Source organism: Plantibacter sp. LMC-P-059a (genome assembly GCF_030209505.1).
In the GTDB taxonomy this organism is placed as follows: Bacteria; Actinomycetota; Actinomycetes; order Actinomycetales; family Microbacteriaceae; genus Plantibacter.
The window spans coordinates 288,625-314,033 of record NZ_JARVRZ010000001.1 but is presented as its reverse complement, the minus strand read 5'-3'; the positions used below and the strand labels follow the sequence as shown (position 1 = coordinate 314,033).

Genomic DNA, 25,409 nt, shown 5'->3' with positions numbered 1-25,409 from the left:
AGGTGGACATCGAGACGAGCGCAGCCGCCTTCTCGGAGCACCTCGCCTCCGAACGTCGGCTCTCGCCGCAGACCGTTCGCGCCTACGCATCCGATCTGCGACAGCTCGCCGCATTCGCCGCGGAGCGCGACATCGACGACGTGAGCGGTGTGACCCTCGACCTCCTGCGGGACTGGCTCTGGATGGCGTCCGAATCGGGCTCGTCCAAGGCGACGCTCGCCAGACGGACCGCCACGGCCAAGGCCTGGAGCGCCTGGCTCCTCCGAACGGGCAGGATCGACGCGGACGTCGCGGCACGCCTCCGGAGCCCGAAGACCGGTCGGACCCTTCCCCGGGTCGTCGGCCGCGGGCCCTTCGACGAGCTGCTCGCCGGGCTCGAGGACCGTGCAGCGTCGGGGGAACCGAACGCGCTCCGTGACCTCGCCGTCGTCGAACTGCTGTACGCGTCGGCGCTCCGCGTCTCCGAGCTCTGCGGTCTCGACCGGGACGACCTCGATCTCGACCGACTCACCGTCCGCGTGACCGGGAAGGGTGACAAGGAACGCGTGGTGCCGTTCGGTGTCCCCGCGCAGTCGGCGATCGTCGACTACCTCACGAGCGCTCGACCGCAGCTCGCGGCTCGGTCCCGCTCGAGCGACGGTCGCCCGGCGCCCGGCGCGGCCCTGTTCCTCGGCGCCCGCGGTGGGAGGCTCGGCTCGCGCTCCGTGTACACGCTCGTCGCCCGGCTCCTCGACGCTGTGCCAGGCGGCGGTCCGGCGGGACCCCACGCCCTGCGTCACACCGCAGCGACGCACCTCCTCGACGGCGGGGCAGACCTCCGAGCGGTCCAGGAACTCCTGGGGCACGCCAGCCTCGCGACGACGCAGATCTACACGCACGTCTCCGTCGAGCGCATCAAGGAGAGCTACCGCAGCGCTCACCCACGGGCCTGAGCCGCCGCTGCCGGGGCCAGCGGGAGCAGGACGGCCGGTGGCACCTCGCCGAGCAGCAGCATCGGGTTGACGTAGACGCCGTTGACCCTGACCCCGAAGTGCACGCAGCCGTCCGCGCAATGCCCGCCCGTGCCGACCGACCCGATCGGCGCTCCGCGGGCCACTGAGCTGCCGACCTCCACCGAACCCACCACCGGCTCGATGCTGGAGACGTGTCCGTCGTCGTGCCGGATCACGACCAACGGGCGGTCGACCACGGTCCCGCTGAAGGTCACGACGCCGGCGGCCGCGGCCAGGACCTGCGCTCCTGGACTCGCTGCGATGTCGATCCCTCGATGGCCAGCCGAGTACGGATCCGGAGGAGCCACGAAGGGGGCGACGACCGGGTGCGGGGGAGCGACGGGCCAGGACCAGGCCGGCGTCGCGGCGGAGCCGCTCGACGGCGTGCCGAGCAGCAGGCAGACGGAGAGCAGGCGGAGCGCGATGGAGATGGTCATCGTCCGAGGCTCCCGGAAGTAGGACACCCTGGTTCTTCAGGAGATCGGGGGAGCGCAGAGTGCGAGACGTCGAGGCGCTTGTGGAGCGCGGTCGTCGCAGTGACCTGCTGCTATGCTGAACGGAGCACCTCGCTCGTCGGGGTGACTACGCGTGCCATTTCGGCCTCCACTTCCAATCGGTCCTCGCTCTCCGGAGCGTGGCGGACGTGCGCCGGGCACCAGGGACGAGGCCATCCGGTCCGTCAGACAACCGAGGCACTCCCACCCGTCCGCGTCAGCGGTGCGGTGGCGAGCGCAGAACAGGAGAACGGCTCATGGCCGTCGTAACCATCCGCCAGCTGCTCGACAGCGGCGTGCACTTCGGGCACCAGACCCGCCGTTGGAACCCGAAGATGAAGCGCTTCATCTTCACCGAGCGTTCCGGCATCTACATCATCGACCTGCAGCAGTCGCTCGGCTACATCGACCAGGCCTTCGACTTCGTCAAGGAGACGGTCGCCCACGGTGGCACCATCCTCTTCGTCGGAACGAAGAAGCAGGCGCAGGAAGTCATCGCCGAGCAGGCGACGCGCGTCGGCCAGCCCTACGTCAACCAGCGTTGGCTCGGTGGCCTCCTCACCAACTTCCAGACGGTGTCGAAGCGACTCGCCCGCATGAAGGAGCTCGAGGAGCTCGACTTCGAAGACGCCTCCAAGAGCGGCTTCACCAAGAAGGAACTCCTCATCAAGAAGCGCGAGCTGGACAAGCTCCACAAGTCGCTCGGTGGTATCCGCAACCTCTCGAAGACGCCGTCCGCCCTCTGGGTCGTCGACACGAAGAAGGAGCACCTCGCGATCGACGAGGCGCGCAAGCTCGGCATCCCCGTCATCGGCATCCTCGACACCAACTGCGACCCCGACGAGGTCACGTACCCGATCCCGGGTAACGACGACGCGATCCGTTCCGTCGGCCTGCTGACGCGCATCATCGCCGACGCCGCCGCCGAGGGGCTCATCCAGCGCCACCAGAAGCCGACCGAGGGCGACGCCCCGGCCGAGCCGCTCGCCGAGTGGGAGCAGGAGCTGCTCCAGGGCGGCGAGCAGGGTTCCGCCGAGACCGCGAAGGTCGCCGATGAGGCGATCGCCGCGACCGACGCCGTCGAGTCCGCCCCCGCCGTCGAAGACGTCGAGGTCGCCGCAACCGAGTCCGCCGACGACGCCGCGGGTGCAGCTGCAGCCGAGCCCGTCGCCGACGAGAAGTAATCAAGGAGATCCCCAGCAATGGCAAACTTTTCTCTTGCTGACCTGAAGGTGCTGCGCGAGCAGCTCGGCACCGGCATGGTCGACACCAAGAACGCTCTCGTCGAAGCCGATGGCGACGTCGAGAAGGCGACCGAGATCCTCCGCCTCAAGGGTGCGAAGGGCAACGCGAAGCGTGCCGACCGCTCCACGAGCGAGGGCCTCGTCGCCGCGAAGGAGAACGGCGACACCGCCACCCTCATCGAGCTCGCCTGCGAGACCGACTTCGTCGCGAAGGGTGAGAAGTTCCTCGCCCTCGCCGACCTCGTCCTCGACGCGGTCGTCGCCGCCGGCGCGACCACCGTCGAAGAGGGGAACGCGGCTCCGGCCGACGGCAAGACCGTCGCCGAGGTCATCGCGGACTCCGCAGCGATCATCGGTGAGAAGTTCGAACTCCGCCGCCTCGCGGTGGTCCAGGGCGAGCACTTCGCCGTGTACCTCCACAAGACCAACAAGGACCTGCCCGCGCAGGTCGGCGTGGTCGTCGGCTACACGGGTGACGACGCGGAGACGGCTCGCAGCATCGCGCAGCACATCTCCTTCGCCAACCCGTCCTACCTCAGCCGCGACGACGTCCCGGCCGACGAGGTCGAGAAGGAGCGCGAGATCGTCACCGAGATCTCGAAGAACGAGGGCAAGCCCGAGGCGGCTCTGCCGAAGATCGTCGAAGGCCGAGTGACCTCGTACTTCAAGCAGGTGGCGCTCCTCGAGCAGGACTACGCCAAGGACAACAAGCTGTCCGTGCAGAAGGTGCTCGCTGACGCGGGCCTCACCGTGACCGGGTTCGCCCGCTTCAAGGTCGGCGCGTAGCAGTTGTGACGGGGTCCGGATCGCCAGTGGCGATCCGGACCCCTTTGCGTGCACGGGCATATCCGTGCACGCCGGATCGGTGATGATCCAGCCGAGGAGTCGCCGGTTGTCGCGGACAGCGGGTGGCTCCGGGCACTAAGTTGTGTGAGGGACGAGGGAGGACAGGCGGATGCCGGAGAAGAAGCGCAGGGTACTGCTCAAGCTGTCAGGTGAGGCGTTCGGAGGCGGCCAGCTGGGCGTCAACCCCGACGTCGTCGGGTCGATCGCCCGGGAGATCGCCGAAGCGACCGCCGAGGTCGAGGTCGCCGTGGTCGTCGGAGGAGGTAACTTCTTCCGTGGTGCGGAACTCAGCCAGCGCGGGATGGACCGCGGGCGAGCCGACTACATGGGCATGCTCGGAACGGTGATGAACGCCCTCGCACTCCAGGACTTCCTGGAGCAGGCCGGTGCCGCGACCCGCGTGCAGTCCGCCATCGCCATGACGCAGGTCGCCGAGCCGTACATCCCGCTCCGTGCCGAGCGACACCTCGAGAAGGGTCGCGTCGTGATCTTCGGCGCCGGCGCCGGGCTGCCCTACTTCTCGACCGACACCGTCTCCGCGCAGCGCGCGCTGGAGATCGGCGCCGTCGAGGTGCTCGTCGCGAAGAACGGTGTCGACGGGGTCTACACCGCCGACCCGCGCGTCGATCCGACCGCGACGAAGATCGACACGATCTCCTACCAGGAGGCGCTCCAGCAGGGCCTCAAGGTCGTCGACTCGACGGCGTTCAGCCTCTGCATGGACAACGGCATGCCGATGCGGGTCTTCGGCATGGAACCCGCCGGGAACGTGACGGCGGCCATCCGTGGCGCCGCGATCGGCACCCTCGTCACCTCCGCATAGGCGGCAGGGCGGCCAGGCTCTGCGCCGTCGCCCGACTAGACTGAACCCAGTAATGCAATCAAAGGAGTGCTCGTGATCGCGGATGTCCTCTCGGATGTTGGTACCCGGATGTCGAAGGCCGTCGAGGCCGCGAAGGATGACTTCGCCACGGTGCGTACGGGTCGCGCCAACCCCCAGCTGTTCCAGAAGGTGCTGGTGAGCTACTACGGCACGCCGACCCCGCTCGCCCAGCTCGCCTCCCTGCAGAACCAGGAGGCGCGCACCATCGTCGTGACGCCCTACGACAAGACCGCGCTGCGCGACATCGAGCAGGCGATCCGGGACATCCCGAACCTCGGTGCCAACCCGACGAACGACGGCACGGTCATCCGGGTCACGATGCCGGAGCTGACCGCCGAACGTCGCAAAGAGTACGTGAAGATCGTCCGCGGCAAGGGTGAAGACGCCAAGGTCTCCATCCGGAACATCCGTCGCAAGGGCAAGGACGACCTCGAAGCCCTCAAGAGCGAGGTCGGCGATGACGACGTCGCACGCGGGGAGAAGGAGCTCGAGGCCGTCACCAAGTCGCACATCGACGCCGTCGACGCCGCGCTGAAGGCCAAGGAGACCGAGCTGCTCTCGATCTGAGCCGCTGTCCGTCTGCTGATTCCGTTCGCCGCCCGGTCAATCGATCGACGGCCGGCCCGCTGGAGGTACCTGTGGAAGACGATGTCGCTTCCGGGCGGTCGACTGAACCGGCGACGCCGGAACCCGGCAAAGCCGGCAAGCTCGGATCGCAGGAGCTGCGGTCGCAGCTGAAGGACCGTCGGGCGAAGTTCGAGCGCCAGGTCGAGGTCACCAGGGCCGACATCGAGCGCCAGGTCCAGGCCACGAAGGCGCAGTTCGACGCGACGAACGAGCGCATCGAGGCTCGCGTCGGACGCAACCTGGTCAACGCCATCCTCATCGGGGTGGCAGCCGGCGGCATCATGCTCGTGAGCCTCATCATCTTCAAGGTGATCTTCGTGGTGCTCGCGTCGGCCGTCGTGGCCTTCGCAACGCTGGAACTCCGCAAGGCCCTGGAGCACACCGGCCGTCGGGTTCCGGCGATCCCGACGGTGATCTCGGCGGTCGCCATGCAACCGGCCGCCTTCTTCCTGCACGACGTGTGGCGGTGGTCGGTCGTCCTCCTCGGCATCCTGCTGGTCATCGTCTGGCGGGTGGCCGAGCAGCTCATCGCCACCAGGCGCACGGATCTCCCGACACTCGTCCGGGATCTGGCGTCGGGGACCTTCATCCAGGTCTACGTGCCGTTCCTCGCGTCCTTCGCCGTCTACCTCGTCGCCCAACCGGACGGCGAGTGGTGGACGCTCGCCTTCCTGATCCTTGTCATCTGCGTCGACGTCGGCGCCTATGCGAGCGGTCTGTCGTTCGGCAAACACAAGATGGCGCCCGTGATCAGTCCGAACAAGACGTGGGAGGGCTTCGCCGGGGCCGGTGTCGCGGCGGTCGTGGCAGGTGTCCTCCTCGCCATCCTGATGCTCGGCGTCCCGTGGTGGGTGGGCGTCCTCCTCGGTCTTCTGCTCCTCGGGAGCGCGACGGTCGGCGACCTCGCGGAGTCGCTCATCAAACGCGACATCGGCGTCAAAGACATGAGTTCGTGGCTTCCCGGGCACGGTGGATTCCTGGACCGACTCGACTCCATCCTGCCCTCGGCCGTCGTCGCCTACGTGGTCTACCTGCTCTTCGGCGGGCTCGCGAGCTGAGCCGTCGGCCACCTCGGTTTCGCCCGATCAGTCCGTCATGGGGGAGAATGGTCCGGTGAGCACGATCTTCCCCACCTCCAAGCGTTCGAAGCGTGGCTACGATCCGGCCGAGGTCGACGAGTTCCTCGACCGCGCTCGCGCGGCCTACGCACAGGACGCCGAGGCCGACGCCGACACGCTGCTCTCCGCGGAGGACATCCGCCAGGTGGCCTTCCGACTGGTGCGCGGTGGGTACAGCACCGAGCACGTCGACGCCGCGCTGGAGCGTCTCGAGGACGCCTTCTCCCTCCGAGAGCGCGAGCGGTCCGTGGAGGAGCGGGGTGCCAAGGAGTGGCTCCGTGACGCGCGTGGCACCGCGCAGGTCATCCTCAACCGGCTGACCCGCCCCGAGGGTCAACGGTTCAACCGGGTGAGTTTCCTCGCGCGAGGGTACAGCCGGAAGGACGTCGACGCCTTGGCCGACCGCCTCGTCGCCTACTTCCACGACGGGACGCCGCTCAGTGTCGACCGAGTCCGGACCGCCGTGTTCCGCAACGAATGGGCCGGCTATCGCGAGTCGCAGGTCGACGCCCTCCTCGACAGCGTCGTCGACGTCATGCTGGCGGTTCGCTGAGGGTCCTCCTCTCCGGTGGCCTGTTCCATCGTTCTCGGCTACCATCGATGCATCGTGCCTCAACACTCAACTGACGTGACTCCGTGGAAACCATCAGCCCAGCCGAACTCCGGCAAGGCTGTTCAGTCCTACCGTCGTCCGCGTTCGCGTGGCAAGAAGGTCCTCGGGATCTTCGCGGCCACTGCGGCGTTCGGCTTCGTGGCGGTGACGATGGTCGACCCGACCTCGAGCGTGGTGGCATCCTCCTACGCTGAGAAGCAGGCGCAGTTCGGCGGGAACGCCGCGCAGTCGGTGGTCGCCAGCTCGAACTTCCAGTACACCTTCGCTCGCGACAGCTACGAGGTCGTCGCCCCGCCGCCCCCGCCGCCACCCGTGGCCGCTCCGGCCGCGACGGACAAGGGTTCCTCGTCGGGCAGTGCGCCTGCGGCAGGAACGCCCGACCCCGGTACGGCTCAGGCCATCGCGTATGACATGGTCATGGCGAACGGTTGGGGAGAGGGAGAGTACAGCTGCCTCGTCTCCCTCTGGAACCGTGAGTCCGGCTGGAACGTGTACGCGTATAACGCGAGCTCCGGCGCGACCGGCATCCCGCAGGCGCTGCCGGGCTCGAAGATGGCTTCCGCGGGTGCGGACTGGGCGACCAACCCGGCCACGCAGATCACCTGGGGGCTCGGGTACATCACGAGCCGCTACAGCACGCCCTGCGGTGCGTGGGCTCATTCGGAGTCGAACGGCTGGTACTGATCCGACCCGCGCGCCCGCTCGACGGGTGTCGGAGAGGCTGTGCCTAGACTTGACCCATGCCTCGACATCACCGCCACCGGCCACGGCCCGGCGACGACGAGGGCAACGGGCTCGACCGGCTGCTGGCGGGGTGGAAGCGCACCGAAGACCACCGGGACGGTTCCTGGCATGTCCAGCCGGTGTCCGGTTCCAGCGCCCAGAAGACCTACATCTGCCCGGGCTGCGGGCAGACGATCCCGCCCGGTACCGCGCACGTGGTGACCTGGCGTGCGGACGGGGTGCTGGGGGATCAGGCGGACATCGCCGCCCGTCGCCATTGGCATGACCGTTGTTGGCGGATCCGTTGAGCCCGGTCCGGTCGACCGGAGACGCGAACGTTCCGCTCCGAGGAGGAGACACCCCATGACCGACACCATCGAGATCCGCGGCGGGACCGAGCTGCCCGCCGTCCGCGAGGACATCGAGTTGCGCACCAGCGACGGCCTGACCCTCGTCGGCGAACTCGCCGTGCCGGCGGACGGCCCGATCGTCGCGACCCTGGTGACCCTGCACCCGCTGCCGACCGCGGGCGGATTCATGGACTCCCATGTGCTCCGGAAGGCCGCTGCGCGCCTGCCGGCCCTGGCGGGGGTCGCCGTCCTCCGCTTCAACACGCGGGGTACCTCGTCGCCGCGCGGGACGAGCGACGGCGCCTTCGACGGCGGCGTCGCCGAACGGGCGGACGTCGAGGCGGCCTTGGCCTTCGTCGCGGAGCGCGGACTCCCGCACCCCTGGTTGCTCGGGTGGTCGTTCGGAACCGAGCTGGCGTTGAAGTACGGACGCGAGGCGGCCGTCGACGGCGTGATCCTGCTCTCGCCGCCGCTCCACCGCACCTCCGACGACGAGTTGCGGGCGTGGGCCGACGACGAACGCCCGATGATCGTGCTCGTCCCGGAGTTCGACGACTTCCTCCGGCCTCCGGAGGCGACGGAGCGCTTCGGCGTCCTCCCTCGGGCGACACTCGTTCCGGTCGACGGTGCGAAGCACCTCTGGGTGGGGGAGAGCCAGACCCGACGCGTCCTCACTGAAATCGTGGCGGCGGTGCACCCCGAGGCGTTACCGCTGCCGACGCAGTGGCCGACTCCCGACCGTTCAGCGGCCGTCTAGCCGCCTCCCAGTCACGTCCGATAGCCTGAACCACCTGCGTCTCGTGCCGGCCCGACCCGCCGGAGCCCGTCGGGCGCATGATCACCCGCGTCTTCCCCGGCGCCAGAGGAGAGTATTCCGTGCGTTTCGTTCTCGCCATCGCCGCGTTCGTCGTGGCTGCCGTCATGATCGTGACCGGCATCGCGCAACGGACCGTGTTCCTCCAACCGGGCACGTTCAGCCTGTCGGCGACGGTGGACGACGGCGACCGCTTCATCGTCGTCCCCGGGAGTGTGCTGCAGTCGCAGCCGGGTGCGCAGTCCATCGTCGCGAGTGCCGGCGGTGACACCCAGGTGTTCATGAGCTACGGACGCGCGGACGACATCACCGCCTGGCTGGGGGACGAACCGTACAGCCGGGTCGGCGTGAATAGTGCCGGGACCGCGCTGACGACGACGAGCGTCGTCCCGGACGCCGACGACTCCGCGGACGACGGCGATGCGTCACCGAGCGACCAGCCCTCGACCGCTCCCTCACCGGAGCCGACCGCAGCCACCCCCACCGACGACAAGGGTCCAGACCCGCGCGGGTCGGACCTCTGGCTCGGTGAGTACGACGAGGCGGGCGCCGTCATCGCGACGGTGAACCTTCCGAAGGACATCGACGTCCTCATCGCGACCGACGGCAGCGCGGCCGCCCCGGACTCCCTCCGCCTCTCCTGGCCGCTCGACAACGCCACGCCGTGGGCTGGGCCGCTGATCGCGGGTGGCATCGTCGTCCTGCTGGCCGGCATCGTGTTGTACCTCTCGGGCATCCAGCGGATGCGTCGCTCCCGCGGCCCGCGCCGCAAGGGTCCCGGCCAAGGACAGAAGGGCCTCACCAAGATGTCGAGACAGCCGAAGCCGCGTCGTCCCCGAGAGCTCGGTGCAGGCAAGACCAAGCGCGGTCCGCTCCGCCGTTCCCTGGTGGTCGGTGTGCCCCTCGTCCTCGTCGGGACGCTCGGGCTGAGCGGATGTTCGCAGGACTACTGGCCCACGATCGGTGCGCCGTCCCCGACGCCGACGGTGACCGCGACCGACCTCCCGGCCGACAGCCAGGACCAGGACTTCGCTGCCCCCGTCGTCACCGTTCCGCAGGTGGAGCGCATCGTGTCGCGCATCTCGACCGCTGCCTCCGAGGCCGACGCCGCGCTCGACGGCACCGCCGCAGCGGTCCGGTTCGCCGGTCCGGCGCTCGCGGAACGCACCGCCAACTACGCCCTCCGTGCGAAGGTCGCCGACGCCGCCGGTGCGACGCCCATCCCGGCGTCGCCCGTCACCCTCACCCTGCCGCAGGCGACCGACGCCTGGCCCCGCACCGTGATGACCGCGATCCAGGACAAGTCGGACGAGACGGTGTCGCCGACGGTCCTCGTCATGACGCAGGAGGACCCGCGGTCGAACTACCAGGTCGTCTACGCGGAGAAGCTCCTCGAAGGCGCACGGCTCGAGAACGTGGCTCCGGCGACGATCGGCGCTGCGAGTGTCCCGCCGGATTCGAAGCTGCTCGTCATGCCACCCGAGCAGATCGCGGCGGCGTACGCCGACATCATCACCAACGGTGACGCGAGTTCGTTCGCCGGCCTCTTCGACGCCGACGGCGACGTCTTCCGCACGCAGGTCGCCGCCGACCGCGCGACGAAGGCCGCCGGCCTGCCGACGACCGCGAGCATCGCCTTCTCGGCCGCCGCCGGGACCGGTCCGAACGTCGCACTGGCGACCAACGACTCGGGTGCGATCGTGGCGGTCAACGTCCAGGAGGGTGAGACGGTCAGCGTCGTCACCGCCGGTGCTACCGTGAAACCTCAGGGTGCTGTCGCCGCGCTCTCGGGGATCACCGAGAGCGCGAAGGGCACGCAGGCCACCTATGGCGACCAGCTCCTGTTCTACGTGCCAGCCGTCAATTCCGGAGAGAAGATCACTTTGCTCGGTTTCACCCAGACCCTCACCGCCGCATCGGAGCTCCCGTGAGCGCCGCGGAGCCGAGCGCGGCGCACCTGCGCGGCGCCGTCGACCTCTCCGGCCTCGCGCGTCGCCACCAGGCACCGCCTGCGGGAGCACCGGCTCAGCCGGGCCAGCCGGGCGCCCCCGCCGAGGCACCAGGCGCGACCACCGGACAGACCGTCGACGTCCCGTCCCTCGTCTTCGACGCGACGGACGACGGATTCGGCCAGGTGGTCGAACTCTCCTCCGTCGTCCCGGTCGTGATCGACCTGTGGGCCGAATGGTGCGGGCCCTGCAAGCAGCTCTCGCCGGTGCTCGAACGCCTCGCCACGGAGTACGCCGGTCGGTTCGTGCTCGCCAAGGTCGACGTCGATGCGAACCCGCAGCTCTCGCAGGCGTTCCAGGCCCAGTCGATCCCGATGGTCGTCGCGGTCGTCGGTGGTCGTCCCGTGCCGATGTTCAACGGTGCGATCCCCGAGTCCCAGGTGCGGGAGGTCATCGAGCAGCTGCTCCAACTGGCCGCGCAGAACGGTGTCTCAGGCCGCGCCATCGTCGCCGACGGAGCGGCCGCAGCCGAGGCGGAGCCGGTGGAACCGCCCCTGCCGCCGTTGCACGCCGAGGCGTACGAGGCCATCGAGCGCGCCGACTACCCGACGGCCATCGCCGCGTACGAGAAGGCCATCGCCCAGAACCCGAAAGACGACATGGCCGTTGCCGGCCTCGCTCAGGTGAGACTCCTGCACCGTCTCGGCGGAAAGACGCTCGAGCAGATCCGCAGTCGGGCTGCGGCGGCTCCCGAAGACCTCGACGCCCAGTTGGCGGTCGCCGACCTCGACCTGTCCGGCGGACACGTCGACGACGCCTTCGACCGACTGCTCACGATGTTCCCCGAGCTCGACCAGACCGACATGGACACGGTCCGGACTCGCCTGCTCGAGCTCTTCCAGGTCGCCGGCGTCACGGATCCCCGCGTCATGCGCGCACGGGCACGCTTGACCAGCCTGCTCTACTGATCCGTCCCGATCCAGCGAACGACGAAGGCCCGCCTCCCTCAGGAGGCGGGCCTTCGTGCCGCGGTCGGGATGCGACCGCCCCGGCTCAGCCGACGTGCTTCAGCCAGATCATGCCGAGCGGGGGGAGGGTGAGTTCCGCTGAGGCCGGACGTCCGGCCCACGGTGCCGCCGTCGCTTCGATCGATCCGTAGTTCCCGACACCCGAGCCGCCGTACTCGACGGCGTCGGTGTTGAGGAGCTCCTCCCACCGGCCGGCGCGCGGGAGGCCGACGCGATAGGGCCCGACGGTCGCTCCGGAGAAGTTGACGAGCGCGGCGATGACGTTGCCCTCATCGTCGGAGCGGAGGAATGACAGCACGCTGTTCTGCGCGTCGCCGGCGTCGAGCCACTCGAAGCCCGCTGGGTCGTGGTCGAGCGCCCAGAGCGCGGGATGCTCGGTGTACACCGCGTTGAGCCGCGCGACGAGCCCGAGCAGGGCGCGGTGGCTCGGCTGGTCGAGGATCCACCAGTCCAGACCGCGCTCCTCCGACCATTCGGACGGCTGGCCGAACTCCTGGCCCATGAAGAGGAGCTGCTTGCCGGGGTGGGCCCACATGAACGCGAGGTACGCGCGCATGTTGGCGAGCTGCTGCCAGTGGTCACCCGGCATCTTCGCCAGCAGCGAGCCCTTCCCGTGGACGACCTCGTCGTGGCTGATCGGCAGGAGGAAGTTCTCGCTGAAGGCGTAGACCATCGAGAACGTGATCTCACCGTGGTGGTGCGAGCGGTAGAGCGGGTCGTACTGCATGTACTCGAGCGAGTCGTGCATCCAACCCATGTTCCACTTCAGGCCGAAGCCGAGGCCGCCCTCACTCGTGGGCGCAGTGACGCCGGGCCAACTGGTCGACTCCTCGGCGATCATCACGATGCCGGGGTTCCGGCGGTACGCGGTCGCATTCGCTTCCTGGAGCAGGCTGATGGCCTCGAGGTTCTCGCGTCCTCCGTGGACGTTCGGGAGCCACTCGCCCTCCTTCCTCGAGTAGTCGAGGTAGAGCATCGAGGCGACGGCGTCGACGCGGAGACCGTCGACGTGGAACTCCTCGAGCCAGTACAGGGCGTTGGCGACGAGGAAGTTCTTGACCTGCGGCTGGCCGAAATCGAACACGAGCGTGCCCCAGTCCGGCTGCTCGCCGCGTCGCGGGTCGGGGTGCTCGTACAACGGCTGGCCGTCGAAGTTGGCGAGGGCCCACTCGTCCTTCGGGAAGTGGCCGGGCACCCAGTCCATGAGGACGCCGATCCCGGCGCCGTGGAGTCGGTCGATCAGGTACTTCAGGTCATCGCTCGAACCGAAGCGGCTCGTCGGTGCGTAGTAGCCGGTCACCTGGTAGCCCCACGAGCCACCGAAGGGGTGCTCGGCGAGCGGCATGAACTCCACGTGCGTGTACCCGAGCTCGCCGATGTACTCGATGAGCTGGTCGGCGAGGTCGCGGTAGCCGAGGCCGGGGCGCCACGACCCCACGTGGAGCTCGTAGACGCTCATCGGGCCGTTGTGCGGGTCGCTCGCGGCCCGACGCTCCATCCAGTCGGCGTCGTTCCAGTGGTGGTCGCTGACACCCGTCACGGATGCGGGGGACCGTTCGGTGAACCGGGCCATGGGGTCGGATCGTCGGACCCAGCGGCCGTCCTGGGCCAGGATCTCGAACCGGTACAGCTCTCCGGGACCGACGCCGGGGATGAACAGCTCCCAGACCCCGGTGGCTCCCATGTTCCGCATCGCGTGTGCGGTGCCGTCCCACGAGTTGAGGTCGCCGATGACGCGGACGGCCCGCGCGTGTGGTGCCCACACGGCGAACGCGGTGCCGGCGACACCCTGCTGCTCGGTCACGTGTGCACCGAGGGCGTCCCAGAGCCGCTCGTGGCGTCCCTCACCGATGAGGTGGAGGTCGAGCTCGCCGATGGACGGGGCGAAGCGGTAGGGGTCGTCGGCGTTCCAGGTCGAGCCGTCCCCATAGCGCGCGTCGAGCGTGTAGTCGAGGATGCCGTCGACGTGGAAGCCCTGCCAGATGCCGGAGCGGACGTGGGCGAGCTCCACGCGTGCTCCGTTCGCGAGGACCGCCGTGACCTGTTCGGCCAGGGGACGACGCGCGCGCACCACGACGAGGGGGTCGCTTACCCCGCCCAAATCGACGAGGTGCTGCCCGAGGATCTGGTGCGGATCGTGGTAGCGGCCCTCCGAGACCGCGTCGAGGACCCAGTCGTCGACGGACGGCAGCGGGAGCTCGCGCGGTGCGGGAGCCGCCTCGGCGGCCGGGGGAGCGGCAGCCCGGCGACCCGAGCGCTTCGGAGCTGCGGCACCGTCGGCGGATGGGGGGATGGTCGTCATGGTCGGATCCTCACGCTCAGGATGTGCACGGGTTCGGTGAAGGCGTCGAGGCGCACGAAGTTGCTGTCGGACCAGATCCACTCGGCCCCGGTCACGAGGTCGGTGACGTCGAAGGTGCCTCCTGGCACGCCACCGAAGACCGTCTGGTCGAGGTGCACCATCGTCTGTCGCACGGAGTGCGGGTCGAGGTTGGCGACGACGACGATCGTGTCCGGCTCGCCCGTCCCGGTGAACCGCTCGTCGAGATGCTTGCTGAAGACGAGGATCTGGTCGTCGTCGCTCCAGTGGAAGCTGATGTTGCGCAGCTGCCGGAGCGCGGGGTGCGTCCGTCGGATCTGGTTGAGGAGGGTGAGATAGGGCGACAGCGACGTCCCGGCCTCTTCGGCCGCCGCCCAGTCCCGCGGACGGTACTCGAACTTCTCGCTGTCGATGTTCTCCTCTGCACCCGGGCGGGCGACGTTCTCGATGAGCTCGTATCCGGCGTACACGCCCCAGGTGGGTGCTGCCGTCGCCGCGATGGCCGCACGCACCTTGTACGCGGCGCGTCCACCGAACTGGAGGTATTCCGTCAGGATGTCGGGGGTGTTCACGAACAGGTTCGGGCGGAGGAAGTCGGCGGTCTCGGTGGCCGCCGCGCCGAGGAACTCCTCGAGTTCCTCCTTCGTGTTCCGCCAGGTGAAGTACGTGTAGCTCTGCTGGAAGCCCACCTTCGCGAGTCCCTGCAGGAGCGCCGGTCGGGTGAACGCCTCCGCGAGGAAGACCACGTCGGGATCGGTGCGGTTGACCGTCGCGAGGAGCCACTCCCAGAAGTCGAGCGGCTTGGTGTGGGGGTTGTCGACGCGGAAGATGCGGACGCCGAGCGAGATCCAGTGGCGGACGATGCGCAGCACCTCGGTCCGGATGCCCTCGGGATCGTTGTCGAAGTTCACCGGGTAGATGTCCTGGTACTTCTTGGGTGGGTTCTCCGCGTACGCGATGGTGCCGTCGGGCAGCGTCGTGAACCACTCGGGGTGTTCGATCACCCAGGGGTGGTCGGGCGAGGCCTGCAGGGCGAGGTCCAGCGCGATCTCCAGGCCGAACTTCTTCGCCTGACGGACGAAGGAGACGAAGTCCTTCTCGGTCCCGAGGTCGGGGTGGATCGCGTCGTGGCCGCCGGCGGCACCACCGATGGCCCAGGGCGATCCCGGGTCCTGTTCGCCGGGGGTCAGGGTGTTGTTGGGTCCCTTGCGGAACGTCTCGCCGATCGGGTGGATCGGCGGCAGGTACAGGACGTCGAAGCCCATCGCGGCCACGGCGGGGAGGCGCGCTGCGGCCGTCCGGAACGTGCCGGAGGCCCAGGATCCGTCTGGGCGCTGCTCGGCGCCCTCCGACCGGGGGAAGAACTCGTACCACGAGCCGACGCCGGCTCGTGTGCGTTCGACCCTGATGCGTCGCTGCTCACTGGTGCTGGCGAGCCCGGCGAACGGACGTCGTGCGGCGATGGCGAGCAGTTCCGCATCGTCGAGGACGGCGAACCTCGCGTCGGGATCGGCATCGGCGTCGCGGAGCAGCTTGGCGGCCGTCGTAAGGAACCGGCGGTCCTTCGCTGGTCGGAGCTTGTCGGTCGTGGCCCGCTCGAGCAGTTCCGCTCCGATGAGGTACATGAGGTCGACGTCGACGCCGGCCTCGATCTTCACCCGGGCGTTGTGCTCCCAGGTGGCGAACTCGTCGGCGAAGGCGCGGACCTGGTAGCTCCACGTCCCCTCGGTGGCGAGCTGGACCTGGACCTCGAAGCGGTCAGTGCCGGCGGCGCCCGGCGCCATCCGATGGGCCGCCGTCTTCCCGCGGGGGTCGGTGAGCAGGAGTTCGACCCCGATGAGGTCATGGCCTTCTCGGAACGCGGTCGCCCCGAAGGGGACCACCTCTCCTGCGAACGCCTTGGCCGGCCAACGTCCGCCTTCGACGGAGGGGGTCGGATCGAGGATCGGGATGCGCCCGATGTTCGGGGTGAGTGTGAGCGACACCGTTCCGGCGTCGTCGACGGTGGAGGACTGCGGTACTGACTTCGGCATAGTGCGTTCCATCTCCTTCGGTGCCACTCGTCCGACCGTACCGCGAAACGTGGGCGGATGAAGGGCCGCGCGGGGTGTCGCGCGTCATGCTAAGGCGTCCGGTGTGGCGCCGTCGCGGCGGCCGGGCCGGCGGCCGGTCGGACGGCCGGTGGGGGTGCCATAGAGTGAGCGCGTGAAGGCTATCCGCAGGTTTACCGTCCGTGCACTCATCCCGGAGTCCCTGACCTCGCTGACCGCCCTCGCGGCCAATCTCCGCTGGTCCTGGCACGAGCCGACGCAGCGCCTCTTCGACGAGATCGCCCCGGACGTCTGGCGGGAGTCCGGGCACGACCCGATCACGGGCCTCGGCCTCGTCACCCCCGAACGGTTGGCCGAGCTCGCCGCGGATGCCGACTTCGTCGGTCGCGCCGAAGCGCTCCACGCCGACCTCCGCCGGTATCTGGAGGAGCCGCGCTGGTACCAGGGCATCCCCGACCCGAAGCCACAGACGATCGCCTACTTCTCCCCGGAGTTCGGTGTCGCCGCCGCGCTCCCGCAGTACTCGGGCGGGCTCGGGATCCTCGCCGGAGACCACCTGAAGAGCGCGTCGGACCTCGGGGTGCCCCTCGTCGGTGTCGGTCTCCTGTACCGCTCGGGGTACTTCGCCCAGTCGATCACGAACGACGGATGGCAGCAGGAGTCCTATCCGGTGCAGGACCCCGACGGGCTCCCACTGACAGTCCTCCGGGAACCGGACGGGACGCCGGTCACCGTCACGCTCGCTCTGCCCGAGGACCGCAGCCTGTCCGCGCGCGTCTGGATCGCCGAGGTCGGCCGCGTCCCACTCCTGTTGCTCGACACCGACATCCCCGAGAACGTCGCGGAGTTGCGTGCGGTCACCGACCGGCTCTACGGCGGCGGCGGCGAGCATCGACTCCACCAGGAGCTCCTGCTCGGCATCGGCGGCGTCCGGGCGATCAAACAGTGGAGCGAGTTGACGGACCACCCGCTCCCGCAGGTGTACCACTCGAACGAAGGCCATGCCGGGTTCCTCGGTCTGGAACGGATCAGCGACCTGGTCGGGAACGGCCTCTCCTTCGACGAGGCGCTGCAGCTCGTTCGCGGCGGCACGGTGTTCACCACCCACACGCCGGTGCCCGCCGGCATCGACCGCTTCGAGAACGACGCGATCGAGCGGTACTTCTCGGGCGACCTGCTCCCCGGCGTGGCCGCACCGGACGTCCTCGCGCTCGGCGACGAGACCGCGAACGGCGGTTCGCCGGAGGTGTTCAACCTGGCGATCATGGGACTCCGTCTGGCGCAGCGCGCGAACGGCGTGAGCCGACTCCACGGGGAGGTCAGCCGTGCGATGTTCCGAGGCCTCTGGCCGGGATTCGACGTCTCTGACGTGCCCATCACCTCGATCACGAACGGCGTGCACGCCCCGAGCTGGACGGACCCGGCTCTCATCGGGTTCGCCGACGAACGGTGGGGAGGGATCGAGCCGGGCCGCGCCGACTGGGCCGGTCCGTCGGTCTCCGATGACGAGCTCTGGGCGCTCAAGCGGGGGATGCGCGAGCGGCTGGTCGCCGACGTGCGCCGTCGGATCGCCGACGGATACCGTGCGCAGAATCCGCTCGCCGTCGTGCCGTCCTGGATCGACGAACTCCTCGACCCGGAGGTCCTGACCATCGGGTTCGCCCGGCGGGTGCCGGGGTACAAGCGCCTCACCCTCATGATGCGCGACCCCGACCGACTGCGCTCGCTGCTCCTGCACCCGGATCGACCGATCCAGATCGTCGTCGCCGGGAAGGCACATCCGGCGGACGACGAGGGGAAGCGCCTCATCCAACGACTCGTGCAGTTCGCCCAGGACCCGCTCCTGCGCGCACGCATCGTCTTCCTGCCGGATTACGGCATCGGGATGGCCAAGACCCTCTACCCGGGGTGCGACGTGTGGTTGAACAACCCACTCCGGCCACTCGAGGCCTGCGGGACGTCGGGCATGAAGGCCGCGCTCAACGGAGCGCTCAACCTGTCGATCCTCGACGGCTGGTGGAACGAGTACGCGGACGGGGAGAACGGGTGGGCGATCCCGTCCGCCGACGGCACGCCGGACGACGACGAGCGCGACGCCCTCGAGGCGGCGTCGCTCTACGACGTCATCGAACACCAGCTCGCGCCCCGGTACTACGACCGCGAGCACGGTGCACCGCCGTGGCGCTGGTTGCAGATGGTGCGGCACACGATCTCCACGCTGTCGGAGCCGCTGAGCGCCGACCGGATGGTGCGCGAGTACACCGAGCGGATGTACCTTCCGGCGGCGGCGATGGAACGTGCGCTGTCCGCGTCCGATCAGCTCGGCGCCCGCGATCTGGCGGCCTACAAACGACGCGTGCGGGACGCCTGGCCGCAGTTGGCCGTCGCCCACGTCGAGAGCGGCGGTGTCGACGAGGTGCCGCAGGTCGGCGACGTGCTGCGATTGCGAGCGTACGTCCAGCTCGGCTCGCTGTCACCGGACGATGTGACCGTCGAGGTGGTCTCCGGGGTCCCTGGAGCCACGGGCGAGTTGCTCGACGTCCGTTCGCAGCCGCTCGATCAGCAGCAGACTCCGTCCACGAGCCGACCGGAGCACACCCTCGAATACGCGGGCACCCTGCCACTCGATCGCGCGGGTGGCTTCGGGTACACGGTCCGCATCGTTCCGAAGCACGAGTTGCTGCTCACGCCGGCGGAGCTCGGACTGGTCGCCCTGGCGGACCAGTAGGGGCGGGGTCAGCGCGCGATCCGGGCCAGGAGGGCGGAGACCGCCGTGCGCAGCCCCTCCGGGGCGAGTTCGAGGTCGAAGCCCCGCCGTCCACCTGACACGAACACCGTCTCGTGGTCCGTCGCGCTCGCGTCGAGGACGGTCGGTAGCGATGCCCGCTGCCCGATCGGGCTGATGCCACCGACCACGTAGCCGGTCTTGCGTTCCGCGACAGCCGGATCGGCCAGACGTGCGCGTTTCCCGCCGACCGCCGTGGCGAGTGCCTTCAGGTCGAGCTGCCCGGAGACCGGGACGACGGCCACGACGAGCGACCCGTCGACCTCGGTCATCAGGGTCTTGAAGACGCGGGACGGGTCCACGCCGAGGGCTGCGGCGGCTTCGAGCCCGAACGCGGTCGTCGACGGGTCGTGCTGGTACGGCCGCGGGGTGAAGGCGATCCCGAGCTCGATCAACGCCAGCGTCGCCGGCGTGCTCGCGCCCTCGGCCTTCCGTCGCGCCACCGTCAGACGGCCTGGAACAGCTGCATGGACGTGGCGGCGACCGAGACCGTGCGTCCGGGGGAGAACTCGTCCTCGCCGGCCACCGGGACGTCGTCCGCGGAGTTCCAGATGCGTCGGTAGGCGGTCACCCCGTCGTGTTCCGGCAACGTGACGTCGACCGGTTGCTCGACCCCGTGCACGATGAGCAGGACGCGGTCGAGCGCCTCGGACTCCGGCGTGCTCGTCGAGAAGAACTGCAGGGTGCGGTTCCGGGGGCTCGTCCAGTCGTCCGTACTCATCGTCCCGCCGGTGGCGTCGAACCAGTCCATGGCGCTCGCGCCTGGCACCGTCGTGCCGGCGGTCGCGAAGTGCTCGGGGCGGAGCGCGGGATGCTCGCGCCGCAGCTCGAGGAGCCTGCGGCTGTGCGCGAGGAGCTGATCCTGCCAGGGTTCCCGCGTCCACCCGACCCAGGTCAGTTCCGAATCGTGACAGTAGGCGTTGTTGTTGCCGCGCTGGCTGCGTCCGAACTCGTCACCCGCGGTGATCATCGGGATGCCGGCCGACAGCAGGAGCGTCCCGAGCAGGTTGCGCATCGCCTTCCGGCGGCCCGCGAGGATCGCCTCGTCGTCTGTCGGACCTTCGGCGCCGTGGTTGAACGACCGGTTGTTGTCCGTCCCGTCCCGGTTCGACTCGCCGTTGCCGACGTTGTGCTTCACGTCGTACGACACGAGGTCGGCGAGCGTGAAGCCGTCGTGGGCCGTGATGAAGTTGACCGACGCGAGCGGCCCGCGCTCGGCCGAGAAGGTGTTGCTCGATCCGGCCAATCGTGTCGCGAAGCCGCCGATACCCACGGGGGCGTCGGCGCGTCTGGCGTAGTCGATGTCGGAGAGCCAGAAGTTGCGCACGCGGTCGCGGTACCGGTCGTTCCACTCATGCCAACCGCTCGGGAAGTTGCCGGTCTGCCAACCGCCCATCCCGACGTCCCAGGGTTCGGCGATCATCTTCGCGTCGACGAGTGCCGGATCGCTGATGATCGCCCCGAGCAGCGGGTGGTCCGGGGTGAACTCGACCGCCTCGTTCCGACCGAGCGTCGCGGCGAGGTCGAAGCGGAACCCGTCGATCTGCACCTCGTCCGCCCAGTAGCGCAGGGAGTCGAGCACCAGGCGTTGGGGGACCGGGTGGCCGAAGTCGACGGTGTTGCCGCACCCGGTCACGTCGATGTACGCGCCGGTGGCATCCTGGCGGTAGTAGCTCGCGTTGTCGATCCCGCGGAGGCTCGTGCGTGGGCCGCCCGGCCCCTCCTCGGCGGTGTGGTTGTAGACGACGTCGAGGATGACCTCGAGCCCCGCCTCGTGGAGCAGTTTGACCATGCCCTTGAACTCACGGAGCACCGCGTCGGCGCCACCCGCCTGGGCGGCCTTCGTGGCGTACGCGGCGTGTGGGCTGAAGAAGTTGAGGGTGTTGTAGCCCCAGTAGTTGACGAGGCCCTGCTTGATGAGGCGCTGCTCCGAGGTGTACGCGTGCACCGGCAGGAGTTCCACGCTCGTCACGCCCAGCTCGTGCAGGTGCGCGATCATCGCGGGATGGGCGAGACCAGCGTAGGTTCCGCGCAGCTCCTCGGGGACGTCGGGGTGCAACTTACTGAGCCCCTTGACGTGCGCCTCGTACACCACGGTGCGGTCGAGCGGGATACGCGGTTTCTGCACACCACCCCAGTCGAACGCGTCGTCGACGACGACGGAGCGCCACTGCTCGGCGGACACCCGCGCGAGACCGCGGGCATACGGATCGAGGAGCAGCAGGTGCGGGTCGAAGGCGTTGTTCGGCGTCGACGGCCCAGATGCACGGACGGCGTAGCGTCGACCGTGCACGAGCTCCTCGGACCGGGCGCTCCACACCGCACCCTCGTCGCGGGTCATCTCGACAGACTGGGTGATCCAGTTCAGATCCTTGTCGTCGAAGATCACGAGTTCGAGTGCATCTGCATGCTCCGACCACACACGGAGCTCACCACCGGACGGGCCGAGGCGGACGCCGAGATCGTGGAGGGGGTCACCAGCGTTCATGGGTTCTACAGTAGTGAGTGCAGCAGTCGCCGAGATCCGCGGACGCGGCGACGAGAGGAGGGGCGGCATGGTGGTGTACCTGGACCACGCCGCCACGACCCCCGTGCGTCCCGAGGTCATCGACGCCTACGCGGCCGCCATGGCCACCGTCGGGAACCCAGCGTCGATCCACGGACCCGGGCAACAGGCTCGCCGGCTCCTCGAGGAGGCTCGGGAGCGGATCGCGCAGACCCTCGGCTGCGATCCGATCGAACTCGTCTTCACCTCGGGCGGTACCGAGTCCATCAACCTCGCGTTGAAGGGGCTCTACTGGCACCGCCAACGGGACCGTCGCCGCACCGCGGTCCTCGCACCCGCCGGCGAGCACCACGCCACCCTGGACACCGTCGAATGGCTCGAACGCCACGAGGCCGCGACGCCGTTGTGGGCCCCGCTCGACCACCTCGGAGCCGTCTCGCTCGAACGCACCGAGGAGCTCTACGCGGAACACGGCGACGACATCGCCGTCGCCACGGCCCTCTGGGCGAACAACGAGGTCGGCACCATCCAGCCCGCCGCACGACTCGCGGCGCTCGCCGCAGCAGCGGGCGTGCCGTTCCACCTGGACGCCGTGTCGGCATACGGACATCTGCCGATCGACTTGGCCGGCCTGCGTGCCGCGTCCGGTTCGACCGGGGCCGGCGGTCTCGTGGCCATCAGCGTGTCCGCGCACAAGATCGGCGGACCGGTGGGCGTCGGCGCTTTGGTGGTCAGCCGGGCGGCGGTCGTGGAGCCCTTGCAGCACGGTGGCGGCCAGCAGCGTGGCCTCCGCTCCGGTACCCAGGACGTCGCAGCCGCGATCGGGTTCGCCGTCGCCGCCGAGGCGACGGAGCGGGAACGGGTTGCCGAGCAGCAGCGGTTGCAGGCGCTCCGGGACCGGCTCATCGCGGGCGTACGTTCCGCGGTGCCCGAGGCTGAGCTCACCGGCGACCCCGTGGAACGACTGGCCTCGAACGTGCACCTCGTCCTCCCGGGGACCCAGGGCGACTCCATGTTGTTCCTCCTCGACCTCGCCGGGGTCGCGGTGTCCACGGGCTCTGCGTGTCAGGCCGGTGTACCCGAACCGTCCCACGTCCTGCTCGCCATGGGGCGCTCGGAGTCGGACGCCCGCGCGGCTCTGCGGATCACGCTCGGCAGGACGACGACCGAGGACGACGTCGACCGCTTCCTGCAGGCGCTTCCCTCGGCCTATGCACAGGCGAGCCGGGCCGGCTCCGCGGATCGCGACACGGCGCTCGGTGCTCGGCCCTGAGTCGCCACGCGCCCGGTCACTTGCGGGTGGCTGTCCGGCGACTGGCGCGTAGACTTGCCCGGTGAAGGTTCTGGCAGCGATGAGTGGTGGGGTCGATTCCGCCGTGGCAGCGGCACGCGCCGTCGATGCGGGCCATGAGGTGGTCGGGGTCCACTTGGCCCTCAGCCGGATGCCGGGCACGCTCCGGACCGGCAGCCGGGGGTGCTGCACCATCGAGGATTCGATGGACGCCCAGCGGGCGGCGAACCTCATCGGCATCCCGTACTACGTCTGGGACTTCTCCGAGCGCTTCAAGCTCGACGTCGTCGACGACTTCATCGCGGAGTATCGTGCGGGCCGCACGCCGAACCCCTGCATGCGCTGCAACGAGAAGATCAAGTTCGCCGCACTGCTGGAGAAGGCGCTCGACCTCGGGTTCGATGCGGTCGTGACCGGCCACTACGCCACGATCGTCACGAGCCCCGAGGGCGATCGCGAGCTGCACCGCGCGAGCGCCTGGGCGAAGGACCAGTCGTACGTCCTGGGCGTGCTCACCGCCGAGCAGCTCGCGCACTCGATGTTCCCGCTCGGTGCGACGCCGTCGAAGGCCGAGGTACGTGCCGAGGCCGCGGAGCGCGGCTTCACCGTCGCGAACAAGCCCGACAGCCACGACATCTGCTTCATCCCCGACGGCGACACGAAGGGCTGGCTGGGGGAGCGGGTCGGCACCGAGACCGGCCAGGTCCTCGACCGCGACGGCGCGGTCGTCGGTTCGCACGAGGGCGCGCACGCTTTCACCGTCGGACAGCGCAAGGGGCTGCACCTCGGCGTACCGGCCCCGGACGGACGTCCGCGCTTCGTCCTCGAGGTGCGTCCCAAGGACAACACCGTCGTGGTGGGCCCGAAGGAGGCTCTCGCCATCGGCGAGATCGCCGGCTCCCGGTACACCTGGGCGGGCCGTGCTCCGGCCGTCGGCGTGGACCCGATCCCGTGCGACGTCCAGATCCGTGCCCACGCCGACCCGGTCCCGGCCGCGCTGGCCCTGGTCGACGGCGAACTCGTCGTCCACCCGGAGACGCCGCTCGACGGGGTCGCGCCCGGACAGACCGCGGTGCTCTACAGCGGAACGCGCGTCTTGGGACAGTTCACGATCGACCGCACCGTCAGCGCTGTACCCGCCGGCGTCGGCGCCTGACACCCCGGAACGACCGAACGCCCGGCGAGCGATGCTCGCCGGGCGTTCCGCGTCCGATGCTCAGGCTCCGGCGGTCGTCCCCGACTTCGACGCCTTGGCCTTCTTCGGCTTCTTGACGAACAGCGTCTCGGCCTCTTCGAGGGTGAGCCCGTTCGTCTCCGGGATCTTCGCGAGTACGAACACGAACGAGAGCAGGGCGAAGAACGCGTACATGCCGTACGTCACCGGGAGCGAGAACGCGGCGAGACCCGGGAAGCTCACGGTGATGAGGAAGTTGGCGATCCACTGGGCCATCGCCGCCACACCGAGGGCCTTGGCACGCAGCCGGTTCGGGAAGATCTCGCCGAGGAGGACCCAGACGAGTGGACCCCAGGAGGCGCCGAACGCGACGACGAACACGTTGGCAGCGATCAGTGCGATCGTGCCCCAGGGCTGCGGCAGCGACACCTCGCCCGCGCTGTCGGTGACCGACTGGGTGAAGGCGATCGCCATGGCCCCGAGCGAGACCGTCATCCCGATGGATCCGGCGAGGAGGATCGGCCGGCGACCGATGCGGTCGACGAGCAGGATCGCCACGATCGTGACCGCGACGTTCGTCACCGAGGTGATGACCGAGATGAGCAGCGAGTCGGACTCCTGGAATCCGACCGCCTTCCAGAGGGTCGTCGAGTAGTAGAAGATGACGTTGATGCCGACGAACTGCTGGAAGATCGAGAGGATGACACCGATCCACACGATCGGGAGCAGACCGAACTTGCCGCCCCAGAGCGAGGCCTTCTTCTGCTGCTCGTCGTCCTTCACCGCCTGCTCGGCGAGCTTGACGGCCCGGTCGACCTCCTCCTGCGGCCACACCGTCGCGAAGATGCGGCGGGCTTCATCGGCCTTGCCCTTGCGGACGAGGAAGCGTGGCGACTCGGGGAGCCGCATGGCCAGGAGGCCGTAGACGACGGCGGGGATGGCGCAGGCGATGAACATCCAGCGCCAGGCTTCGACGCCGAACCACAGCGGGTTGGACGCGCCGCCGGCGACGCCCGCGAGAACGGAGTCGGACAGGAGGGCGGCGAAGATGCCGAGGGTGATGGCGAGCTGCTGCAGGGAGGCGAGGCGTCCGCGGATGGCGCTCGGCGCGATCTCGGCGATGTAGGCCGGAGCCACGACGGACGCGATGCCGATGCCGAGACCGCCGACGATCCGCCACAGGATCAGGTCCCAGGGGGAGAACGCGAAGCCGGCGCCGAAGGAGGAGACGAAGAAGAGGCCGGCACCGAGGAGCATCGTGAAGATGCGTCCGCGGCTGTCGGCGATCCGGCCGGCCAGGTAGGCCCCGAGTGCGCAGCCCAGGAGTGCGGAGGCGACGGCGAATCCGATGAGCCCCTCGCTCAGTTGGAAGTGGTCCTGCATGGCGTCGACCGCGCCGTTGACCACGGAGGAGTCGAAGCCGAAGAGGAAGCCACCGACCGCGGCGGAGACGGAGATGCCGATGACGCGCGCGGTCAGCTGCTTACTGGTAGGAGCCGCCCCCGTTCCTGGCCTGCTGGACTGGGACATGGTTCCTCCGATTCCGCGCGCATGGTTCCTGCGGCACTGCGACACCCTACTCCTCGATCAGCGGCTCACCG

At 69.3% G+C, this 25,409-nt stretch carries 21 protein-coding genes; 15 read left to right on the top strand and 6 right to left on the bottom strand.

The window, feature by feature from the left end; genetic code table 11:
* The first annotated feature begins 2 nt into the window (after positions 1–2).
* Positions 3–932 carry a tyrosine recombinase XerC gene (locus QRN27_RS01480; protein ID WP_285040457.1) on the top strand — a complete coding sequence of 310 codons (930 nt, stop codon included), beginning with the start codon at positions 3–5 and terminating at the stop codon, positions 930–932.
* Here QRN27_RS01480 and QRN27_RS01475 read toward each other — a convergent pair.
* Complete coding sequence (locus QRN27_RS01475) at positions 917–1,429, bottom strand: murein hydrolase activator EnvC family protein (RefSeq protein WP_285040456.1); 513 nt, start codon at positions 1,427–1,429, stop codon at positions 917–919. The genes QRN27_RS01480 and QRN27_RS01475 overlap by 16 nt on opposite strands.
* Positions 1,430–1,743: 314 nt before the next feature.
* On the opposite strand from QRN27_RS01475, the gene rpsB reads away from it, so the two are divergent.
* From rpsB to QRN27_RS01420, 11 genes are all read left to right on the top strand, one after another.
* Positions 1,744–2,670: a 30S ribosomal protein S2 gene (rpsB, locus tag QRN27_RS01470; RefSeq protein ID WP_056006828.1), complete on the top strand. Its 927-nt coding sequence runs from the start codon at positions 1,744–1,746 to the stop codon at positions 2,668–2,670.
* 18 nt (positions 2,671–2,688) lie between these two features.
* Complete coding sequence (gene tsf / locus QRN27_RS01465) at positions 2,689–3,516, top strand: translation elongation factor Ts (protein WP_194669724.1); 828 nt, start codon at positions 2,689–2,691, stop codon at positions 3,514–3,516.
* 169 nt (positions 3,517–3,685) lie between these two features.
* Complete coding sequence (gene pyrH, locus QRN27_RS01460) at positions 3,686–4,399, top strand: UMP kinase (RefSeq protein WP_285040455.1); 714 nt, start codon at positions 3,686–3,688, stop codon at positions 4,397–4,399.
* A 72-nt stretch (positions 4,400–4,471) separates the two neighbouring features.
* Positions 4,472–5,026 (top strand): ribosome recycling factor, encoded by a 555-nt coding sequence (gene frr, locus QRN27_RS01455; protein ID WP_056006819.1) that lies wholly within the window; start codon positions 4,472–4,474, stop codon positions 5,024–5,026.
* 71 nt (positions 5,027–5,097) lie between these two features.
* Positions 5,098–6,144 (top strand): phosphatidate cytidylyltransferase, encoded by a 1,047-nt coding sequence (locus QRN27_RS01450; RefSeq protein WP_285040454.1) that lies wholly within the window; start codon positions 5,098–5,100, stop codon positions 6,142–6,144.
* Between the two features lie 55 nt (positions 6,145–6,199).
* Complete coding sequence (locus QRN27_RS01445) at positions 6,200–6,757, top strand: DivIVA domain-containing protein (RefSeq protein ID WP_285040453.1); 558 nt, start codon at positions 6,200–6,202, stop codon at positions 6,755–6,757.
* Between the two features lie 75 nt (positions 6,758–6,832).
* Entirely contained in the window at positions 6,833–7,501 is a 669-nt protein-coding gene (locus QRN27_RS01440) for an aggregation-promoting factor C-terminal-like domain-containing protein (RefSeq protein WP_200921020.1), read from the top strand.
* A 56-nt stretch (positions 7,502–7,557) separates the two neighbouring features.
* A complete protein-coding gene (locus QRN27_RS01435; protein WP_194669728.1) occupies positions 7,558–7,848 on the top strand; it encodes an Rv1322 family protein in 291 nt (96 codons plus the stop codon).
* Positions 7,849–7,903: 55 nt separating this feature from the next.
* Positions 7,904–8,647, top strand: a complete 744-nt coding sequence (locus QRN27_RS01430; protein ID WP_285040452.1) for an alpha/beta hydrolase — start codon at positions 7,904–7,906, stop codon at positions 8,645–8,647.
* Positions 8,648–8,766: 119 nt separating this feature from the next.
* Entirely contained in the window at positions 8,767–10,635 is a 1,869-nt protein-coding gene (locus tag QRN27_RS01425; RefSeq protein WP_285040451.1) for a DUF8094 domain-containing protein, read from the top strand.
* Positions 10,632–11,621, top strand: coding sequence for a tetratricopeptide repeat protein (locus QRN27_RS01420; protein ID WP_285040450.1), 990 nt, complete (start codon positions 10,632–10,634; stop codon positions 11,619–11,621). The genes QRN27_RS01425 and QRN27_RS01420 overlap by 4 nt, the downstream gene beginning before the upstream one ends.
* Positions 11,622–11,706: 85 nt before the next feature.
* On the opposite strand, the gene glgB is transcribed toward QRN27_RS01420, so the two are convergent.
* Both glgB and QRN27_RS01410 read right to left on the bottom strand, forming a co-directional pair.
* Positions 11,707–13,983: a 1,4-alpha-glucan branching protein GlgB gene (gene glgB, locus QRN27_RS01415; protein ID WP_285040449.1), complete on the bottom strand. Its 2,277-nt coding sequence runs from the start codon at positions 13,981–13,983 to the stop codon at positions 11,707–11,709.
* Positions 13,980–16,034, bottom strand: coding sequence for a maltotransferase domain-containing protein (locus QRN27_RS01410; protein ID WP_285040448.1), 2,055 nt, complete (start codon positions 16,032–16,034; stop codon positions 13,980–13,982). Before QRN27_RS01410 ends, glgB begins: the two co-directional genes overlap by 4 nt.
* A 172-nt stretch (positions 16,035–16,206) precedes the next feature.
* On the opposite strand from QRN27_RS01410, the gene glgP reads away from it, so the two are divergent.
* On the top strand, positions 16,207–18,780 hold the full coding sequence (glgP, locus tag QRN27_RS01405) for an alpha-glucan family phosphorylase (RefSeq protein WP_285040447.1): 2,574 nt from the start codon (positions 16,207–16,209) through the stop codon (positions 18,778–18,780).
* An 8-nt stretch (positions 18,781–18,788) separates the two neighbouring features.
* Here glgP and ybaK read toward each other — a convergent pair whose 3' ends face one another.
* Both ybaK and glgX read right to left on the bottom strand, forming a co-directional pair.
* Entirely contained in the window at positions 18,789–19,280 is a 492-nt protein-coding gene (gene ybaK, locus QRN27_RS01400; RefSeq protein WP_285035966.1) for a Cys-tRNA(Pro) deacylase, read from the bottom strand.
* A gap of 2 nt (positions 19,281–19,282) precedes the next feature.
* Complete coding sequence (gene glgX, locus QRN27_RS01395) at positions 19,283–21,325, bottom strand: glycogen debranching protein GlgX (protein WP_285035967.1); 2,043 nt, start codon at positions 21,323–21,325, stop codon at positions 19,283–19,285.
* Positions 21,326–21,392: 67 nt separating this feature from the next.
* On the opposite strand from glgX, the gene QRN27_RS01390 reads away from it, so the two are divergent.
* Positions 21,393–22,616, top strand: coding sequence for a cysteine desulfurase family protein (locus QRN27_RS01390; RefSeq protein WP_056778030.1), 1,224 nt, complete (start codon positions 21,393–21,395; stop codon positions 22,614–22,616).
* 61 nt (positions 22,617–22,677) lie between these two features.
* Positions 22,678–23,790 (top strand): tRNA 2-thiouridine(34) synthase MnmA, encoded by a 1,113-nt coding sequence (mnmA, locus tag QRN27_RS01385; protein WP_235526745.1) that lies wholly within the window; start codon positions 22,678–22,680, stop codon positions 23,788–23,790.
* Between the two features lie 60 nt (positions 23,791–23,850).
* On the opposite strand, the gene QRN27_RS01380 is transcribed toward mnmA, so the two are convergent.
* Positions 23,851–25,338 (bottom strand): sugar porter family MFS transporter, encoded by a 1,488-nt coding sequence (locus QRN27_RS01380; protein ID WP_285040446.1) that lies wholly within the window; start codon positions 25,336–25,338, stop codon positions 23,851–23,853.
* Positions 25,339–25,409 lie beyond the last annotated feature (71 nt).

What these genes read in the sequence shown, in the direction of transcription:
- QRN27_RS01475 (WP_285040456.1), bottom strand. Translation starts at nt 1,429, where the DNA reads ATGACCATCTCCATCGCGCTCCGCCTGCTCTCCGTCTGCCTGCTGCTC.
- rpsB (WP_056006828.1), top strand. Translation starts at nt 1,744, where the DNA reads ATGGCCGTCGTAACCATCCGCCAGCTGCTCGACAGCGGCGTGCACTTC.
- tsf (WP_194669724.1), top strand. Translation starts at nt 2,689, where the DNA reads ATGGCAAACTTTTCTCTTGCTGACCTGAAGGTGCTGCGCGAGCAGCTC.
- pyrH (WP_285040455.1), top strand. Translation starts at nt 3,686, where the DNA reads ATGCCGGAGAAGAAGCGCAGGGTACTGCTCAAGCTGTCAGGTGAGGCG.
- QRN27_RS01435 (WP_194669728.1), top strand. Translation starts at nt 7,558, where the DNA reads ATGCCTCGACATCACCGCCACCGGCCACGGCCCGGCGACGACGAGGGC.
- QRN27_RS01430 (WP_285040452.1), top strand. Translation starts at nt 7,904, where the DNA reads ATGACCGACACCATCGAGATCCGCGGCGGGACCGAGCTGCCCGCCGTC.
- glgB (WP_285040449.1), bottom strand. Translation starts at nt 13,983, where the DNA reads ATGACGACCATCCCCCCATCCGCCGACGGTGCCGCAGCTCCGAAGCGC.
- QRN27_RS01410 (WP_285040448.1), bottom strand. Translation starts at nt 16,034, where the DNA reads ATGCCGAAGTCAGTACCGCAGTCCTCCACCGTCGACGACGCCGGAACG.
- glgX (WP_285035967.1), bottom strand. Translation starts at nt 21,325, where the DNA reads ATGAACGCTGGTGACCCCCTCCACGATCTCGGCGTCCGCCTCGGCCCG.
- QRN27_RS01390 (WP_056778030.1), top strand. Translation starts at nt 21,393, where the DNA reads ATGGTGGTGTACCTGGACCACGCCGCCACGACCCCCGTGCGTCCCGAG.
- QRN27_RS01380 (WP_285040446.1), bottom strand. Translation starts at nt 25,338, where the DNA reads ATGTCCCAGTCCAGCAGGCCAGGAACGGGGGCGGCTCCTACCAGTAAG.